Here is an 18267-nt window from a genome sequence, read left to right as displayed (position 1 = left end):
CACTTACAGCGCTTTTATGGTCTCGAACTGCTCTTTAAGTTTGGCTAGGGCTTTTTCACCCTCTTCCAACTTACCGCGTTCTTTTTCAATTACCGCTTCTGGCGCATTGCTTACGAACTTCTCGTTACCCAACTTGCCACGAGTACGAGATACATCTTTCTCGATTTTCTCCATGGCTTTAGTGATACGAGCAAGTTCTGCGTCTTTATCGATAAGCCCTGCCATTGGGATAAGAATTTCCATCTCACCCACAAGCGCTGTAGCGCTGGCTGGCGCTTCTTCACCGTCTTTCAATATAGTGACGGTTTCAAGCTTAGAAAGCTTGTCTAGGAATGCTTTAGCGGCATCGAGACGGCGAGCGTCTTCATCACTTACGTTTTTAAGTAGCGCGTTAAGCGGTTTGTTGGGCGAAATATCCATTTCACCACGGATATTACGAATACCCACGATAAACTTCTTCACCCACTCGATATCAGCAAGTACTTTGTCGTCTTGTTTCGCTGCATCAACTTCAGGGAATGCCTGAACCATAATGCTTGCACCCTCTTCTACCTTAAGCGCACTGAGTGGCACAACACGCTGCCAAATAGTGTCGGTGATAAATGGCATAAGCGGGTGCAACAAGCGAAGCAGGCTTTCAAGCACATTGATAAGCGTATGACGTGTACCGCGCTTCTCAGCTTCGGTGCTAGCGTCATTGCTAAGCACAGGCTTAGTAAGCTCTAGATACCAGTCACAGAATTGGTTCCAGGTAAACTCGTAGACGGTTTGCGCAGCAATGTCGAAACGGTAATCTTCAAGGGCCTTTTCAAACTCAACTAACGTTTGTTGGAACTTAGCCCAAATCCAGCGATCGGCCATACTAAGTACCATTTCGCCACCGTCACGACCTGTATCGTGCTCTTCTGTGTTCATCAATACGAAACGCGATGCGTTCCAAATCTTGTTACAGAAGTTGCGGTAGCCTTCAACACGGGCCATATCAAAGTTGATATCGCGGCTGGTTGAAGCCATAGCAGCAAAGGTAAAGCGCAGTGCATCTGTACCGTAGGCCTGAATACCCTCTGGGAATTGTTTACGAGTACGCTTGGCAATCTTCTCAGCCAGCTGAGGTTGCATCATGCCCGCGGTACGTTTAGTCACTAGCGACTCAATATCAATACCGTCAATCAAATCAATAGGGTCAAGCACGTTGCCCTTCGACTTAGACATTTTATCGCCGTTCTCATCGCGGATAAGACCAGTAATGTAGATGTCTTTAAACGGAATTTTACCGGTGAACTTCTTGGTCATCATGATCATTCTGGCAACCCAGAAGAAAATGATGTCAAAGCCAGTTACGAGTACCGAAGACGGTACGAAGGTTTCTAGATCTGGCGTTTCTTCTGGCCAGCCCATGGTTGCGAACGGCCATAGTGCACTTGAGAACCAGGTATCTAGTACATCGTCGTCTTGTGAAAGGGTTACGTCACTGCCAAGGCCGTGCTTTTCACGCACTTCTTCTTCGGTGCGGCCAACAAAAACGTTACCGTTTTCGTCATACCACGCCGGAATGCGGTGTCCCCACCACAGCTGACGTGAAATACACCAGTCTTGAATGTTGTGCATCCACTGGTAGTAAGTTTTGTTCCAGTTCTCTGGCACAAAACGAATTTCACCGCTTTCCACTGCTTCAATAGCTGGCTTAGCAAGAGACTCAACCGCTACATACCACTGGTCGGTTAGGTATGGTTCGATAACCGCGTTGGTTCTGTCGCCACGTGGAACTTTAAGCTTATGCGGCTCAATTTTAACCAATGCGCCTTGTGCGTCTAAATCAGCAACAATTTGCTTACGGGCGTCGAAGCGATCTAAACCACGGTACGCTTCTGGCGCATCATCGTTTATTTTCGCATCGTCGGTAAGAATGTTGATCATAGGCAGGTTGTGACGCTTACCCATATCGTAGTCGTTGAAGTCGTGAGCAGGGGTAATTTTAACGCAGCCTGTACCAAACTCTTGATCGACATAGTCATCGGCAATAACTGGAATTAAACGGCCAGTAATAGGCAGCTTAATTTCTTTGCCGATAAAACCTTGATAACGCTCGTCATCTGGGTGAACCGCAACCGCTGTATCACCTAGCATGGTTTCAGGGCGCGTTGTTGCAACCACTAGCTCACCGCTACCGTCAGCTAACGGGTAGCGCATGTGCCACATGTGTCCGTCTTCTTCTTCGTTCAGTACTTCAAGATCAGATACTGCAGTGTGAAGCACTGGATCCCAGTTAACCAAACGCTTACCACGGTAAATAAGGCCTTCTTCGTGTAGTTTCACGAATACTTCAGTTACGGCTTTAGACAGGTCTTCGTCCATGGTGAATACTTCGCGAGACCAGTCAGGAGACGTACCTAAACGGCGCATTTGGCCAGTAATAGTACCGCCGCTGTGCTCTTTCCAATCCCACACTTTTTTGATGAAGTCTTCGCGACCTAAGTCGTGGCGCGTCTTGCCTTCAGCGTTAAGTTGGCGTTCTACCACCATTTGGGTAGCAATACCGGCGTGGTCAGTACCCACTTGCCATAGCGTATTATCGCCCTTCATGCGGTGATAACGGGTTAAGGCGTCCATAATGGTTTGCTGGAAACCATGGCCCATGTGAAGGCTACCGGTAACGTTTGGTGGCGGAAGCAAAATACAATAAGGTTCGCCGCTACCTGAAGCTTTAAATAAACCCGCCTCTTCCCATGACTTGTAGCATTGCTGCTCGATGGACTGCGGTTCGAAGGTTTTATCCATTACACACTCTCAAATTGAAGCTAAACGCGAATGATTTATGCAGATTTGAACTGCATGTTGCATCCAGCTTGCTGATAGTTTTTGTATCTTACCCGCGCGGCCTGTTTGGCATTCTCGTCCACGGGCACAAAATCGATGATTTGACGATGCAGGTTGGGTGAAGGCACCATACCGGAACCCACGTTCACCACCATTTGTCGTCTGGCTACCTGCTCTGGCTGCCAACAAATTTCCACCGGCGTTCCCGATTGCGGCCCTTCACCATAAAGGTTATGGGGCACAAAGCGGTCGGCCGGTAGCTGCCATAACAATTCATCAACTTCTTCAGCTTGCGCCTGTGTATCACACAGCACGCTAATCTTTTGCTTATTAGCAAACGCTGAAGCAATGACTTCACTGGCGCGGCCTGCCACACCATTATCACTGCTGGTAAGTTGATAAAATATCACTTGTGGCATGAATGATTAGTCCTCTAACTTGATATCAGCGCGGTTCATTAGGAACTGAGACAGCATAGGCACTGGTCGGCCTGTTGCGCCTTTGTTCTTACCACTGCGCCACGCCGTACCAGCAATATCAAGGTGAGCCCAGTTGTACTTCTTAGTAAAACGTGACAAGAAACAACCTGCGGTGATCGAGCCCGCTGGGCGACCACCTAGGTTCGTCATGTCGGCAAATGGGCTTTCAAGCTGCTCTTGGTAATCGTCCCATAGCGGTAAACGCCATGCGCGATCTGAACTTTGCTCTGATGCATTAAGTAGCTCGTGAGCAAGCGGGTTATGCGTGCTCATTACCGCTGTTGCATGGTGACCAAGCGCGATAATCGCTGCGCCGGTTAGCGTGGCTACGTCAATCACTAGCTCTGGGTCGAAGCGCTCTACATAGGTTAGCGCGTCACACAACACCAAACGGCCTTCGGCATCTGTGTTTAGTACTTCAACGGTTTGACCCGACATGGTCGTCAGAATGTCACCCGGGCGGTACGCTTTACCATCTGGCATGTTTTCACAGCCTGCCAATACGCCAATAACGTTAATCGGAAGATTTAGCGCCGCGATAGTGTGCATAGTACCCAGTACGCCTGCAGCCCCCCCCATGTCGTACTTCATTTCATCCATGGCTTCGCCTGGCTTAATTGAAATACCACCTGAATCGAAGGTAAGGCCTTTACCTACAAGCACGATTGGCGCTTGATCAGCTGGGCCACCGCGGTGATGCATAATACTCATCATGCTTTCATTTGCAGAACCACGACCAACGGCAAGGTAAGACTGCATACCCAGCTCTGCCATTTGAGTTTCGTCTACTACTTCAGCGGTTACGCTGTCGTATTGACTCGCTAATTCTTGCGCTTGCTGCCATAAATACGCTGGGTTACAGATATTTGGTGGCATGTTAGCTACGTCTTTGGTTACTTTCGAGCCACGGGCTACAGCTAAACCATGCTCAACCGCGCGCTCACCAACAGTAAGCTCGCGACGGGTAGGCACGTTAAATACAATTTTACGCAGCGGGCGGCGAGGCTCGCCTTTTTTGGTTTTAAGCTGCATAAAGGTGTAAAGCGTATCTTCAGTCGCTTCTACAGCCTGACGCACTTTCCAGTAAGTATCGCGACCTTTAACGTGAAGCTCGGTTAAGAAACACACCGCTTCCATCGAGCCGGTTTCATTCAATGTTTGAATGGTTTTGGCAATAATATTTTTGTACTGACGCTCATCAAGCTCGCGCTCTTTACCACAACCAACAAGAAGCACGCGCTCGCTTAGTACGTTTGGCACGTTGTGTAGCAACAACATTTGCCCTGCTTTACCTTCAAGGTCGCCACGGCGTAACAAGTTGCTGATATAACCTTCACTGATTTCGTCTAGTTGTTCAGCCACTGCCGTTAGGCGGCGCGGCTCGAAGACACCCACAACAATACATGCGCTGCGTTGTTTTTCAGGACTGCCACTTTTTACACTAAACTCCACGATATCACCTCGCTTTTCGTCGTTTATGGTTTGCACGATGACTAAAATCACGTAACGTTTCGCGCTGCTTTATGTTTTAATACGCAGCATAACTTTTTAGTTCGCTGCAATTCACGCTTACAGACCTATTGAATATAGGTTAAATTTGCGTCAAAACACCATGCAAACGGTTTATGATTGCAGGCAAAACTTGTAAAAACGGTAAGTTTAAACAAAATTGTGCTTTCTTTCACTAAAATTCCTAATTTTCCGGAAGGGCTGAGATGCTGATATTCCGCTATTTACTTAAGGAAACGCTGAAATCTCAGTTAGCGATTTTCTTTATCCTAATGGCAATTTTTGTCACCTTAAGATTTGTGCGCGTTTTGGGCGACGCATCAGACGGTGATATCCCTGCTGGGCTAGTGCTTGGCTTCTTAGGTTTATATGCTCCTATTCTCTCATCTTTGGTGCTGCCTATCAGTGCTTATTTGGGCATTATGCTGGCACACGGCAGGCTGTATGTAGACAGCGAAATGACCGTAATGCGGGCTTGTGGCATCAGTGAATGGTACGTCACACGGGTGATGCTGTTTTTATCCGTAATCATCATGATAGTCACAGGCGCAATCACTCTTTATTTCGCGCCCTTGGCTGCAGAGAACGAATACCAACTACGTGAAAAAGCCCGTAATGAAGCGGGGCTTTCTGCCCTAATGCCAGGTAGATTCCAGCAAACGGGTAACGAAAAAGCGGTGATATTCGTGCACGATGTAGATAGCAACGATAAGCTGCAACGCGTGTTTTTATCTCAGAATCAAACGGATGACAGCGAAGGCGATGTGCGCGTTGTATATGCACAAACTGGCGAAGTTGCAAACAACCCCGACGGTACCCGAAACCTTGTATTAAAAGAAGGTGTGCAGTACGAAGGCAAACAATCTGAAAAGGCTTACCGCAAAGTAGAATTTGACGAATACCAAATTCAGATTGCCGATAAACCAGCAGATGAAACACGCCGGAAAGTAAGCGTATTGCCCACCAGCGAGCTTTGGGAAGACGACAGTATTGAGGCCAGAGCCGAGCTTCAGTGGCGTATTGCCATACCGCTATCAATCCCGTTTCTAGTGCTGATTGCTGTGCCGCTAAGCGCAGTCGATCCGCGTCAGGGGCGCTTTGGTAAAATGTTTCCGGCCATCCTGCTTTACTTAGGCTACTTCTTGCTATTGCTTGCAAGTAGACGCGTACTGGAAGATGGAAAAATGCCACCACAATTAGGCTTATGGTGGGTACATACCATCATGCTGGTCATTGGTGTCATGTTAATCGTGCGGGACAGAAAAACTGGCACAGAGCTTCGCGCTTGGATATTGGGGAAAAAGTAGATGTTTAAGATCCTCGATTTATATATTGCACGAACACTGCTAGGCACTATCACGGTTACATTGAGTGTACTTATTGGTTTAAGTGCACTCATAAAGTTTGTAGAACAGCTGCGTAAAATTGGTGAGGGTGACTATGACATGCTGGTCGCTTTTATCTACGTTTTACTGAGCTTACCTCGCGACCTAGAGCAATTCTTCCCTATGGCCACCTTACTTGGCGGTCTTATCGGTATGGGCGTATTGGCCAGCAACAGCGAACTGGTAGTAATGCAGGCCGCGGGTATGAGCCGTTGGAACATCATAAACTCAGCCATGAAATCCACCCTTGTAATGATTTTACTGGTGATGGCTGTTGGTGAATGGGTTACTCCATACAGCGAAACCAAAGCAAAACAGATAAGAACCGAGGCTATTTCAGGCGGTAGCTTGTTTTCTTCCGACAAGCTGGTGTGGGCAAAGGATGGCGACCGATTTGTGAGTATTGGTCAAGTACTTAGCCAAGACTCGCTTAAAGACGTAAGCATTTTTAGCTTTAATCCTGACTTGTCTCTTGAAAGTATTACCTACGCGAAAAATAGTGCTTTCGATGGCGACGGTTGGTGGTTAAGCGATGTTGAAGTAACTGAGTTTTCAGAGACCAAGGTGTCGGTAGAAGAAAACGAGCGTATGCGATGGAACTCAACGCTTACGCCTGACAAGCTAGGGATTGTTGCCGTTAAGCCAGAGGCTTTATCCATCACTGGGTTGCTAGATTACGTAAACTATCTAGATAACAACGACCAAGATCCCTCGCGCTATGAGCTAGCGCTTTGGCGAAAAATCTTTCAGCCTATTTCTGTTGGCGTAATGCTGTTAATGGCACTGTCTTTCATCTTCGGCCCGCTTCGTAGCGTTACCATGGGCGCAAGAGTTATTATGGGCGTACTCACGGGCTTTGGTTTCTTTATTCTTAACGAAGTGTTTGGCCCTGTCAGTTTGGTATATCAGCTGCCGCCTTTCTTGGGCGCTCTACTACCGAGTTTACTGTTCGCTGCTGTCGCAGGTGTGATGCTTAAACGTTGATAAAGCTATCAGCGATAGGCTAATTAAACGCTCAACGCTTACAAAAAAGAGGCTCGTTGCAGCCTCTTTCCTATGATTTTTTAGCGCCCTACAAGCTGTGTCCTACCAACTTTTGTGGTCGTTCGCTTCTTTGCTCAGCTTCAACACTTCTGTTTTTGCTAAGCGGTCCTGTAGAGATTGTTTGTTTTTAAAATCGAACAAAACAAGTAATGTCCCTAAACCACCCAATGATGCGACAAGGCGAATGAACAAACGCGGCCATGTCATAGGCTCTTCAACTGTGCTGTAAATTCGTAACCGCCAAGCACGCATGCCAAGTGTTTGCCCGCCTCTGCGCCAAAACCACAAGAAGAAACCCGCAATCCATAAGCCTACCCAGGTTTGAATAAGCAGTTTATAGCCAAAGGATGCTTGTATAAGGTCAGCGGGTTCAGCATAACCTTGTAAATCAAGCGCACCATTTTTCAACATAACCACCAAGGTTACTATCATCACCATAGCCGCACACATACCGACAGCAGTAGCCACTAGCGTATCGTAAATCATGGCCAACAAGCGTCGCACAAACCCTGCTCGCTCAAGGGTTTCACTTTCTGAGTCTGCGCTACTCGCATTTTCATATTCAGCAGTCGTCGACGATTTTGGTGCCGGCTGCCTTTTCTTAACTTTCTTATCGTGTCTTGCCACGGGTATCTCTTCACATCATCATTTTCAATACATATTTTGACACAAGCGCCCTATAGCTTAAACACAATAAGCCACACTAAACGTCATTTAATAAAGTGATTGATAAACCGATAACTGCACTGTTATTAAAAATAATGCATCCAAGCATTCAATTCATTCGTTATTGTTATTAAAACGGATAACGGAAATCTTAAAGTGACCACATTAACTTTCGCAAAAACACTAACTGCTAGCGCTATATTACTCGCAACTGCGCCCACACTCGCCCTCGATGACCCAGAAGGTGATATTGAACATATTCGGGTACGCGGTGACTCGTCGGTCAAAGACGGTGAATTTATTTCTGCTTCTCAGGGATGGGTGTCGGGTGACACTATGATTGACCGACCAATGCTTCGCGCTGGTGAAATATTGGAATTTATTCCGGGTATGATGGTGACGCAGCACAGCGGTTCAGGAAAAGCCAACCAGTATTTTCTTCGCGGTTTTAATCTTGACCATGGAACCGATTTCACCGTAAGCGTTGATGGAATGCCGGTCAACATGCGAAGCCATGGACACGGTCAAGGCTACAGCGACCTGAACTTCATCATTCCTGAATTTATCGACAACCTTAGCTACTTCAAAGGCACCTATTACGCCAACATTGGCGATTTTTCTAGCGCAGGCGGCGCAATTTTTAATTTGAGAGATTCCCTTAAAAACAACCAGGTATTCTTGGGCTTAGGTGAATATGGATTCAAACGCGCCGTCGCACTAAACCAGTTTGAAGCAGGAGAGAGCCGTGTCGTTACAGCTTTAGAATATCAAACTTATGACGGCCCATGGACTGATGTAGACGAAGACGTAAAAAAGAAAAACGCACACATTCGTTATATTACGCCCTTGCTAGATGGCCAGCTTACCATAACAGGCATGGCTTATGACAATAGCTGGAATGGCGCCGACCAGGTTCCAGAGCGCGCTATTCAAAGCGGCTTAATAGACCGTCTTGGCTCTATCGATACTCAAGTTGGCGGTGAATCCTCTCGGTATAGTTTATCTGCAAACTACACCAGTGATACATGGAATGCTTCGCTTTATGTCATAGATACCGAACTTAGTCTGTTCTCTAATTTTACCTATTTCCTTGATAACCCTGTTCGAGGCGATCAGTTCGAACAAGCTGACGACAGAAAGATATACGGTGGCGAAATATTCACTACCCTGCCCTTAGCCATTACCGATGGCAGTAGTATTACCCTTGGCGGCCAGTGGCGTTTTGATGATATCGATAATGTAGGCTTGTACCGCACCCAAAACTTAGTCCGCTTTGGCACTGTCCGAGAAGACGAGATAGACAGCAATAGCTATGCACTTTTTGCTCAGTCCAATATTTTTCTAAATGATAGATTAAGCCTGTCTTTAGGCGGTCGTTATGATTATTTAGATGTTGACGTAGATAGCGATTTAGACGCTAACAGCGGTAGTGCTGACGATGGTATTTTTACGTTAAAAGCAGGTCTTAAATATTTGCTGTCGGAACAGCTCACCGCATTTGCCAATATCGGTCAAGGCTATCACTCAAACGACGCGCGGGGTGCAACTATTACTGTAGATCCGGTAAGTGGGGATGCAACCGAAACTTCACCGCTATTAGTGAAGTCTCTTGGTTATGAAGCCGGGGTTAATTTTACCGACAACAGAACCTATAACGTTTCCGCTGCATTGTGGCGACTAGAACTAGATAGTGAACTGGTTTATGTCGGCGACGCAGGCTTCACTGAAGCGAGCCGACCATCAGAAAGACACGGTATAGAAGTAAGTGCCTACTACTGGATTAATCATCATTTAACAACTGACATTGAAGCTGCTTGGACAAAAGCAAGATTCAGCGACAGCGTAGAGGGTGAAGGCCGCCATATTGACGGTACAGTTCCGGGCGTTGTGAGCGCGGGCCTGACCTATTTTCAAAACGGAAACCAGCTTGGGTTTAGCTATACGCTGCGAGGTCGTTATTTAAGCTCTCGCACGGTGGAGAGTTTCGATGAAGTTTCGCCGCCATCAACATTTTTAATGAATGCACAGGTCGCTTATCGTCAGCCTATGTGGGACGTTACTTTAGAAGTGTTAAATGCCCTTGATAGTGATGATCATGATATCGACTACTTTTATGCGTCGAGACTTCCTGGCGAGCCTGAAGAGGGCATAGAGGACTTGCACTATCACCCGGTTGAACCAAGAAACGTTCGCCTTACTGTTTCCTTGAAATATTAGCCGAGCAGAAGTTTTTAATAACAGCGGCGCAGGCCCTTTTGGCGCCGCAATATTTTATGTAAATGTTTAAAAAGCGTGCTAGTTTAAATACTTAGAAGCCGCACTTTTCAATAGTAAGTCTCATTGTGAAAATGGTGCCATAACAATAAAAGGTAGGAGCAACGATGGAACATGAAACTTTGTTCCCTTTGCTGTGTAAAACAGCAGACGGTGACAAAAAAGCCTTCGCAGAGCTTTATAAAATAACCAGCCCACAGCTTTATGCAGTTGCTTTAAAGCTACTAAAACGGCCAGAGCTTGCCGATGAAGCCACACAAGATGCTTACATTAAAATATGGCATAACGCTGGCAATTATCAGCGAGGAAAAGGTACGGTGCTAACTTGGATGGTAAGCATTGCACGCTATCGAGCGCTGGATTTAATTCGCTATCACAATGTAAGAAATGAAGTTGAGCTGAACGATGATGCACCATCAGGAGTAGAAAGCGCACAAAATGTTAAACTGGGTGCAGAGCAAGCTAGATTAGCCGCGTGTTTGGATGAATTAGACGGCCCTCAGCGCCAAGCCATTCACTTAGCTTACGTTAACGGCATGTCTCACCAGGAAGTGGTGAGTCACTTGGCCTCGCCCCTTGGTACAATTAAAAGCTGGATAAGACGAGGCTTGCAGAGCTTGCAGAGGTGCCTGTCACTATGAATTATTTGAAAGAAGAACGACTTAATGCACTGGCAGCGGAATACGTTGTTGGTACCCTCAGAGGTAAAGCGCGTACACGCTATCAAAAGTTAATGATGCAATATCAAGCGGTGAGCGATGCAACGGCCCAATGGGAACAATATCTAACCGGCTTTGCGGAGACGCTCCCGCCTGTAACGCCGCCAGACAACGTGTGGGAAAACATCCAAGTAAAACTTGGACATAAAGCCGCTAACGACGCAAACATAGCTAGCGATACACAACCCTCCAGTAAGTCTGGCGAGGTTATTGACTTTGAGAAAGAAAAGCAGAAACGCTGGAAAAATTTATCGTTTATATCTACGGCTGCTGCAATGGTGTTAGCCGTACTGCTTTTTGTTATGCAACCTGCGCCTGCCCCAGAGGTTTCCCATATCGCCGTAGTCAACAACGCTGATAACACGCCACTGTGGGTGATAGAGGTATCTGACACGACCATGAATGTTAAGGTTACCGATGCTTTCGTGGCTCTAGCAGACAAAGACTACGAGCTGTGGATGGTACCGGCAAACGGTGAAGCGCCAATTTCCCTTGGTCTAATGCCTGAAGCAAATGGAGATACCAGGGCAACACCAGATATACTGCTAGATCAAAGCATCATGGCTTTGGCAGTGAGTTTAGAAGCGCCTGGTGGCTCGGTAACGGGTGCACCGACCGAAGTACTTTACATAGCACCCATTGTGTCTGTGTAGTTTTAAACACTAAACTTTCCGTCAAAAGGCCACAATCTGTGGCCTTTTATTTTTCTATCGCTGCTTGCTTAGTTTTCACCAGTAGTCTCTCAGGGCTCTCTTGCTCTTCTAACTGCTAACGCTTTTTCGTTATTCCTTTTCCCCCACTACCTGCTTTTACACTTAACTAAAATTTTATTTTAATTTTTTTAAAAACTTTTGCATCCAACATGAATTCTCAGACGTTTAACTTTTGAACTCATAAAAAAACAGAGAGACCCAACATGATCCAATTCAAACGCAAAACTTTACCATTGGCTATTGCCGTGACATGCGCCGCCGTCACTGCGGGTGCAATTGCATCAAGCCACAGAGAAGCACCGAACATTACCCGTCACCCAGCCTTAGATAGCACAGACTTTTACGCTTTTAACAGTTATGAAGAAGGCCGTGAAGACTATGTGACTTTCATCGCCAACTATATTCCACTGCAAGATGCCTACGGCGGCCCTAATTATTTTGCGATGGATCCGAACGCGCACTATGCCATCCATATCGATAGCGACGGCGACGCGGTTGAAGACTTAAGCTTTGTTTTCCAATTTAACAATATGCTCGCTGCAGATAACGAAGGTATTGCCCTGCCAATAGGCCCTGAAGGCGATCAAAAGATGGTGAAAGTGCCGCTTAAAAATGTAGGTGGTATAAGCGCAGATGATTCAAGCGCAGCGAATTTTTCAGAAATGTATAGCCTTACGATGGTAAGCGGTGACATGCAAACGGGCACGCGCACTACGCTTACCCCGGCCATGGGCGATATGTTCAAAAAGCCCCTTGATTACATTGGTAACAAAACTTTTACCAGTGAAGCTGAATACGCACGTTATGCTGAAAGCTTCATTTACTCATTCAGCATCCCTGGCTGCGATGATATGGCCAAAGTATTTGTTGGCCAGCGCAAAGACCCCTTCGTTGTTAACTTAGGCAAAACCTTCGACTTGGTCAATTATGTACCTGTTGAGGGCGATAGCGCACCGGGTGCAGGCGATGGCGAGGGCTTCCCTGGCGGCATTACACAAAGTGCTATGAATGATGACTTAGTAGACAAAAACGTGACTGCTCTCTCTATTGAAGTACCAAAGGCTTGTGTTACCGGTGAAGGCAATGGCGTAATTGGTAGCTGGACCACGGCAAGTTTACCTCAGGCGCGCATTCTTAACCCAGATGCCACGTTTGAGAAGCCAGAAACCAATGGCGGCGCAATGACACAAGTGTCTCGCTTAGGCAGCCCGCTAGTTAACGAGCTTGTTATTGGTATTGGCGATAAAGATAAGTTTTCTAGCTCTCATCCAAGTGCAGATGGTCAATTTGCAGATTATGTCACTCACCCATCGCTGCCAGAGTTGCTCAACATTCTGTTTAAAGATGCAGTGAATACCACACTGGGTACGGATATTGAAACCCTTGCACCTACTAACTTCCCGCGTATGGACTTGGTGACAGCCTTCCTTACTGGCTTCCCAGGTGTTAACCAGCAAGCTACGGTTACAGCGTCTGAAATGCTGCGCCTAAATACAGGGATCCCAGCAACTCCAGCGGAATCACAGTCTACCTTCGGTGTAGCAGGCGATGACTTAGCAGGCTTCCCAAATGGCCGCCGCCCTGGTGATGACGTGGTTGATATTGCGCTTCGCGTAGTAATGGGCCGTTTATGCTACCCCATTCCTGTTGCAGGCGAAGACACAGACCTTGGCCTTTGTGCACCTGAAGACGCGAGTGTAGGTAATGTACCATTCACTGATGGCGCGCCTGTAGATGCGAGCATGATTGATACATCATTCCCTTACCTAAAAACACCACTTGCTGGCTCTGAATAAGGAGATCCATCATGTCTACGAAGATTAGGTTATTAAATAAGCTCAGTGATGCAACTGCGCCTAAAAAGCAAACGTCAGGTAAACGTCAACAACACCGTATGTGGATTGCTTCAGGGTTGGTATTAGCACTTTCAGGTTGTTTCGATAGTGACGACGATAACGACTATCAAGCCCCAGAAGAAAATGCTGCGCCGGTAGCCGTTGATGAAATGTTGACGACACAAGCGGATATTGCGATTGATGGCACCTTGTCAGCTACCGATGCCGATGGTGATGCGCTTACGTTCGGGCTTGGTGAAAACGGTACGTTAGGTAATGCAGAAGTTAATGCTGATGGCAGCTTTACCTACACACCTAACGCTCAGGTAACAGGAAGCGATAGCTTTACATTCACCGTTTCTGACGGTGTTAACCCAGAGGTTACGGCCACCATTAGCGTTACGATTGAGGCACAGCAGGTATCGCTTTCTAGCTATACACGCGACGCCTTCAATCAAGCGCCAACGGATGATCCATTACCAATAAATGGAAGGGAGTTCATCCAAGATGCTGACGACTCTACATTTGATGACTTGTTGATAGACCAATAACACGCATCAAATAACAGGAGTTTGTTAGCACATAACCAGTGTCAACCGTAAAGCCAAGGAAGGCTTTTTTTAAGGAAGTAGCAATGAAGTTTATCAAGTACTCTGCTCTGAAGTTCATTTTGGCGAGTACATCACTAACCCTTTCGACTTTTTCAATATACGCTCAACAACAAATCTCTGATATCAATACTGTAATAGCAAGCTGGGAGCCTGAACAGTTATCAATAACAAGCTTGAATGAAGCAGAAAAAGTGCTGTCATCAAGTCGCTATATTTCCGCAAAAGGAGACGAAAGAGAGCGGGTGGCTCGCTTCGCCAACTCTATGCGAGCAAACTTCACATCGTTAAATGCTGGGCAGCAAGAACGCCTAGTAATCTTAGAGGCTCGCTTGTTACAAGGCACTCATAGGTTCGAAGAAGCCAAGCAACATTTAAAACAAATTGCCTACTTTCGCTCGCCGGCCGCTTACTTACTTATGGCTGATATTGCCACGCAACAAGGTGATGTTAAAAAAGCAAAAGAAAACTGTGAAAGACTGGTAGGGAAAACAAGCTTTCTCATTGCATTTACTTGCATGGTAAACGCAGAGTTTTCCCAGAACGCTCAAGCGAGGCTGCTTCAAAAACTTAAGGCCTTTGAAACTTATACCAGTAATGCTCGGCCTTCTGAACGCCAGTGGTTTTATGAAGTACTTGCGGATATGTCACTGCAGCTTGGCTACCCTGAAGCAGCGCTTGAGTATCTATCACAAACAGAGTTTGAAAAGCTTCCTATAAGTGCCCTGTTAGTATGGTCAGACGCTAATTTTCAATTAAGAAATTATGAGGCTGTTACCACCACGCTCGCCCGCAATGTACCCGATATCAAAAAAGCGGATGACGGCTTGCTTTTGAAATGGGCTATCGCAGAACGTGCCCAGGGTATCACGTCCTCAACGGTGCAATCTCAACTGTCAAAAAATATGGAAATTAGAGTGTGGAGAGAGGATAGCTCGCACGCGGCACAAGTTGCCACCTACTTTTTAGAGATAGAGCAAAATTACCCGCAGGCCCTCAAGTTTGCTGAAATCAATTGGCAGTACGCCCAAGCATTAAGTGACAAAAAGCTTTTAGAGCGTGCCCGCAAAGCTAATGGTGAATCAACCAATGCTTAGATCTTTCAACTATTTCAGCGAACGAACCATGATAAGATTTATTGTATTTTTCATAGTAGCGTCTTTCAGTTTTCCAACCCTTTCTCACGAGCTAAGCAACGGTTATTTAACCCTAAAAAATGATTCTGGCGAGACACTTTCAGGCGAGCTTTTGTTAAAACCCAAAGACATAGGGCAAGCTGCCGGACTCGATACCAATAATGACGGCAATCTGACATGGGGTGAAGTGAAAAGAAACCACAATCTAGCGAATGATTACATTCAAAATCACCTAATAATTCGTGGTAGCGAGACACGGTGTACAGTAAGTCTTGCATCACCTTCCATACGTGACATATCTGCGGAGTCATTATTGGTATATCCACTTTCGGTGAATTGCGCTTTTTTAAACGAAGTGTCTGTACGTTACACAGGTTTAGTGAGCGATTTTCCTACACATAAACTGCTTACTTCCGTCACCCTTAATGAACAAACAAGTGTGCATGTACTTGATAGTGAGCAAACTTTCGTATCTGTATTTCCTAAAAATAGTCACTGGATTTCACAGTTTAGCGAAATGGTTTATCAGGGTATTTGGCACATTTTTATTGGGTTAGATCACATACTGTTTTTAGTCGCGACATTGCTGACCGTTAACTTACTTAGAAAAAGTAAACGTTGGGTAAAAGAAAAAAGTATCAAACGGATTGTAAAAAGCACGGTGATTTTGGTAAGCACTTTTACTTTAGCGCACTCAATTACGTTGACCCTTACAGCTCTTGATTTAATAACGCTTAATAGTCGTATTGTTGAACTCGGCATTGCGATTTCGGTGGCCATTACTGCACTAAATAACGTGTACCCCGTTATCATGCGCTTGGGATTTGTTACTTTTGGATTCGGCCTACTTCACGGGATGGGATTCGCAAGCGTGTTTAGCGACCTAAATGCCCAGTCAGGCAGTTTGGTGATGAACATGCTTGCATTTAATTTAGGTGTAGAAATAGGACAACTTGCCATAGTTGCACTGCTACTTCCCATACTTATCCTACTTAGAAACGTCAGGTTATATTCGAAAGCCATTATGCCAATTGCGTCATCAATTATTGCGGTTATAGCGATTAACTGGACGTTGCAGAGATGGTAGCAGCGGCACACCTAGTTATTAATTGAGAGATAAGAGTAAGCTTATACTGAGTGACAAAAAAATAAGAAATGACTAAAGCAGCGCGCGCCTTTGGACAATCTTTCGGCACTTAGCCATAAAAAGCACAAAAAGTAGTTGTATAGGCGCGCCGCATCGCTATAATGCCAAGCATCAACACCACGTTGATGTCTATACACTATGCCAGTGTGATGGAATTGGTAGACATGGCGGATTCAAAATCCGCTGCTAGCGATAGCGTGGCGGTTCAAGTCCGCCCACTGGTACCATCTCTTCTTTTAGAAGCTGATACTGAAACCGACTTTTGAGTCGGTTTTTTTTGCCTGAATTTCAGCAAATCGCCACGCAAGCGTGTCGGCCGAGTGTCGGTCCAATCAAAGCCCGCCCGCTGGTACCATCTCTTCTTTGCAGAAGTAGATACTGAAACCGACCTTGAGTCGTTTTTTTGTTTCTGGAATAAAGTTTATACCAAAGAAGCTATTACTGCTCTAGTTCAGCATATCCGCGTAGCACGCTCTTCAAACATTAAATTTAAGACTCGACAACATTTGGTTTAGTTGATTATTTAGTTTGCGTTAATCGTTATTAACGTTATCTATTATCTAGTAGCTACGTTATAAGAAACTTTTAAATATCATCAATTATAGTATGAAGCGCCTGTATTGATGTGTAAAAAGGTTAAAAGATCAAAACGAGAACCTGTCTAATGAGGTTGAGTCGATTCAGACTTCCAAGCGAAAGCGCTCCGTTGCCCGATAGCGAGACCGATTTCCAGCAAATGATTCACTCAACGGCTTACATTGGACTGAGTGTAATTCTGCACCACCAACTTCAGTTGCAACGAAACACATTAACATCTCTAAATTTTCATTAAGGAGGACTTGCATATCGTTGAACCAACCGCAAGAGTAAACGATTACTAAACTTCCAGCATTTTAATTGAAACTTTGATTTGGTATTCTCACTTTTCGAACAATTGCAAAGCCGAATCATGAATAAAAACTCAATCAAAGAAGCTGCAAGACTCGCTGGAGTTTCTGTAGCCTCTGTTTCTCGCGCATTAAATGGTAAACCCGGAATTTCTGAAACAACACGTCAGAGAATAATTGATATTTGCAATGAGCTTGATTATCAGCCATCAGATGCAGCAAGACGTCTAAAGTTTGGCAAAAATAGTCATGTTGCAATCTCCCTAGGCAAAAGTGACAAGCCGCACGGCCACTACATATCCTCTCTATTCGAGAGCATTCATACGCTTCTAAGCAAAGAGGGGTTAATCGTAAATATTTATCCTTATGACAGTTTTGATAGCATGGTAAGAGATACAAGTGGAGTAATTCTTACTGGTGTCGAGGAAAGTGATTCAAGAGTGGCTAGCCTCAAAAAAGCGTCTTTGCCTTTCGTATCTATCGGTCAGGTTGAAGGGGAATTCTGGGTGTGCCCAGATGACTATCAGGGGGGGCAACTGGCGGCCTCACACCTTTTAAATCAAGAGTGTCAAGAATTTCTCATAGTTGAAAGCGCATTAAGAAGCAAAGGGACTAAGGCTCGAATTATGGGGTTTCAGAAATCCATTCAAGAAAAAGGGTTTGTTGCAGGTCAACTTTACATAGATGATTCAATGGCTGTTGAACTTCAGACTTATCGAACCCTAATGAAAGTTTTCAAAAACAATTCGTCCAAGTTTGACGCCATTTTTTGTGAAAACGACGATATTGCATATGGGGCCATGCTCGCTTGTAAGGACTCTGATTTATCTGTCCCAGATGATTTGAAAATCGTTGGGTTCGATGATCTTCCCGGCATTTTTGAAACCATAACAACGGTACATCAAGATATTAACGAGATCGCTAAAAACGCTGTTGAGCTTTTAGATAAAGCTCGAAACGGAGACGCACCAGAGAGTAGAGTATTGCCAGTGAACTTGGTTATTAGAGAATCGTCTCGCATACAATAAAAAATAACACTTGAACTCAT

At 45.5% G+C, this 18267-nt stretch carries 14 protein-coding genes and 1 tRNA gene; 11 read left to right on the top strand and 4 right to left on the bottom strand.

Going from position 1 to position 18267, the window contains the following annotated elements; translation table 11 throughout:
- Window positions 1–3: 3 nt before the first annotated feature.
- Genes ACXAGK_RS05595 through pepA form a run of 3 tightly spaced genes read right to left on the bottom strand, consistent with a single transcriptional unit; the run spans window position 4 to window position 4748 of the window.
- Window positions 4–2778, bottom strand: coding sequence for a valine--tRNA ligase (locus tag ACXAGK_RS05595; protein WP_474854741.1), 2775 nt, complete (start codon window positions 2776–2778; stop codon window positions 4–6).
- Window positions 2779–2813: 35 nt separating this feature from the next.
- Window positions 2814–3236 carry a DNA polymerase III subunit chi gene (locus tag ACXAGK_RS05590; protein WP_474854739.1) on the bottom strand — a complete coding sequence of 141 codons (423 nt, stop codon included), beginning with the start codon at window positions 3234–3236 and terminating at the stop codon, window positions 2814–2816.
- Window positions 3237–3242: 6 nt separating this feature from the next.
- On the bottom strand, window positions 3243–4748 hold the full coding sequence (gene pepA, locus ACXAGK_RS05585; RefSeq protein ID WP_474854737.1) for a leucyl aminopeptidase: 1506 nt from the start codon (window positions 4746–4748) through the stop codon (window positions 3243–3245).
- Between the two features lie 263 nt (window positions 4749–5011).
- Between pepA and lptF the strand changes: the two genes are divergently transcribed.
- Both lptF and lptG read left to right on the top strand, forming a co-directional pair.
- Window positions 5012–6112, top strand: a complete 1101-nt coding sequence (lptF, locus tag ACXAGK_RS05580) for an LPS export ABC transporter permease LptF (RefSeq protein WP_474854736.1) — start codon at window positions 5012–5014, stop codon at window positions 6110–6112.
- Window positions 6113–7174 (top strand): LPS export ABC transporter permease LptG, encoded by a 1062-nt coding sequence (lptG, locus tag ACXAGK_RS05575; protein WP_474805154.1) that lies wholly within the window; start codon window positions 6113–6115, stop codon window positions 7172–7174.
- 102 nt (window positions 7175–7276) lie between these two features.
- On the opposite strand, the gene ACXAGK_RS05570 is transcribed toward lptG, so the two are convergent.
- Complete coding sequence (locus ACXAGK_RS05570) at window positions 7277–7861, bottom strand: RDD family protein (protein ID WP_474854734.1); 585 nt, start codon at window positions 7859–7861, stop codon at window positions 7277–7279.
- Between the two features lie 195 nt (window positions 7862–8056).
- Here ACXAGK_RS05570 and ACXAGK_RS05565 point away from each other — a divergent pair, with 195 nt between their 5' ends.
- The 9 genes from ACXAGK_RS05565 (at window position 8057) to ACXAGK_RS05525 (ending at window position 18247) form a co-directional block, all read left to right on the top strand.
- Window positions 8057–10117, top strand: coding sequence for a TonB-dependent receptor (locus ACXAGK_RS05565; RefSeq protein WP_474854732.1), 2061 nt, complete (start codon window positions 8057–8059; stop codon window positions 10115–10117).
- A 164-nt stretch (window positions 10118–10281) separates the two neighbouring features.
- On the top strand, window positions 10282–10815 hold the full coding sequence (locus ACXAGK_RS05560) for a sigma-70 family RNA polymerase sigma factor (RefSeq protein ID WP_474854730.1): 534 nt from the start codon (window positions 10282–10284) through the stop codon (window positions 10813–10815).
- The gene (locus tag ACXAGK_RS05555; RefSeq protein ID WP_474854728.1) at window positions 10812–11546 is read left to right on the top strand and encodes an anti-sigma factor; all 735 of its coding nucleotides are present in this window, start codon (window positions 10812–10814) and stop codon (window positions 11544–11546) included. The genes ACXAGK_RS05560 and ACXAGK_RS05555 overlap by 4 nt, the downstream gene beginning before the upstream one ends.
- A gap of 263 nt (window positions 11547–11809) precedes the next feature.
- The gene (locus ACXAGK_RS05550; RefSeq protein ID WP_474854726.1) at window positions 11810–13402 is read left to right on the top strand and encodes a DUF4331 domain-containing protein; all 1593 of its coding nucleotides are present in this window, start codon (window positions 11810–11812) and stop codon (window positions 13400–13402) included.
- 11 nt (window positions 13403–13413) lie between these two features.
- On the top strand, window positions 13414–13992 hold the full coding sequence (locus ACXAGK_RS05545; RefSeq protein ID WP_474805145.1) for an Ig-like domain-containing protein: 579 nt from the start codon (window positions 13414–13416) through the stop codon (window positions 13990–13992).
- Between the two features lie 83 nt (window positions 13993–14075).
- Window positions 14076–15146 (top strand): tetratricopeptide repeat protein, encoded by a 1071-nt coding sequence (locus ACXAGK_RS05540; RefSeq protein ID WP_474854724.1) that lies wholly within the window; start codon window positions 14076–14078, stop codon window positions 15144–15146.
- A 28-nt stretch (window positions 15147–15174) separates the two neighbouring features.
- Window positions 15175–16272, top strand: a complete 1098-nt coding sequence (locus tag ACXAGK_RS05535) for a HupE/UreJ family protein (protein ID WP_474854723.1) — start codon at window positions 15175–15177, stop codon at window positions 16270–16272.
- A 200-nt stretch (window positions 16273–16472) separates the two neighbouring features.
- Window positions 16473–16559: transfer RNA gene (locus ACXAGK_RS05530), tRNA-Leu, on the top strand.
- A gap of 722 nt (window positions 16560–17281) precedes the next feature.
- Window positions 17282–18247, top strand: a complete 966-nt coding sequence (locus ACXAGK_RS05525) for a LacI family DNA-binding transcriptional regulator (protein WP_474854721.1) — start codon at window positions 17282–17284, stop codon at window positions 18245–18247.
- The last annotated feature ends 20 nt before the right edge of the window (window positions 18248–18267 follow it).

This window comes from Alteromonas sp. ABM1_013, assembly GCF_056160505.1.
Note: the sequence above shows the minus strand (reverse complement) of the source record. Positions and strands in the feature narration are given on the sequence as shown.

Coding starts and splice junctions, on each gene's coding strand:
- ACXAGK_RS05595 (WP_474854741.1), bottom strand. CDS start 2,778: ATGGATAAAACCTTCGAACCGCAGTCCATCGAGCAGCAATGCTACAAG.
- ACXAGK_RS05590 (WP_474854739.1), bottom strand. CDS start 3,236: ATGCCACAAGTGATATTTTATCAACTTACCAGCAGTGATAATGGTGTG.
- lptF (WP_474854736.1), top strand. CDS start 5,012: ATGCTGATATTCCGCTATTTACTTAAGGAAACGCTGAAATCTCAGTTA.
- lptG (WP_474805154.1), top strand. CDS start 6,113: ATGTTTAAGATCCTCGATTTATATATTGCACGAACACTGCTAGGCACT.
- ACXAGK_RS05560 (WP_474854730.1), top strand. CDS start 10,282: ATGGAACATGAAACTTTGTTCCCTTTGCTGTGTAAAACAGCAGACGGT.
- ACXAGK_RS05555 (WP_474854728.1), top strand. CDS start 10,812: ATGAATTATTTGAAAGAAGAACGACTTAATGCACTGGCAGCGGAATAC.
- ACXAGK_RS05550 (WP_474854726.1), top strand. CDS start 11,810: ATGATCCAATTCAAACGCAAAACTTTACCATTGGCTATTGCCGTGACA.
- ACXAGK_RS05545 (WP_474805145.1), top strand. CDS start 13,414: ATGTCTACGAAGATTAGGTTATTAAATAAGCTCAGTGATGCAACTGCG.
- ACXAGK_RS05540 (WP_474854724.1), top strand. CDS start 14,076: ATGAAGTTTATCAAGTACTCTGCTCTGAAGTTCATTTTGGCGAGTACA.
- ACXAGK_RS05535 (WP_474854723.1), top strand. CDS start 15,175: ATGATAAGATTTATTGTATTTTTCATAGTAGCGTCTTTCAGTTTTCCA.
- ACXAGK_RS05525 (WP_474854721.1), top strand. CDS start 17,282: ATGAATAAAAACTCAATCAAAGAAGCTGCAAGACTCGCTGGAGTTTCT.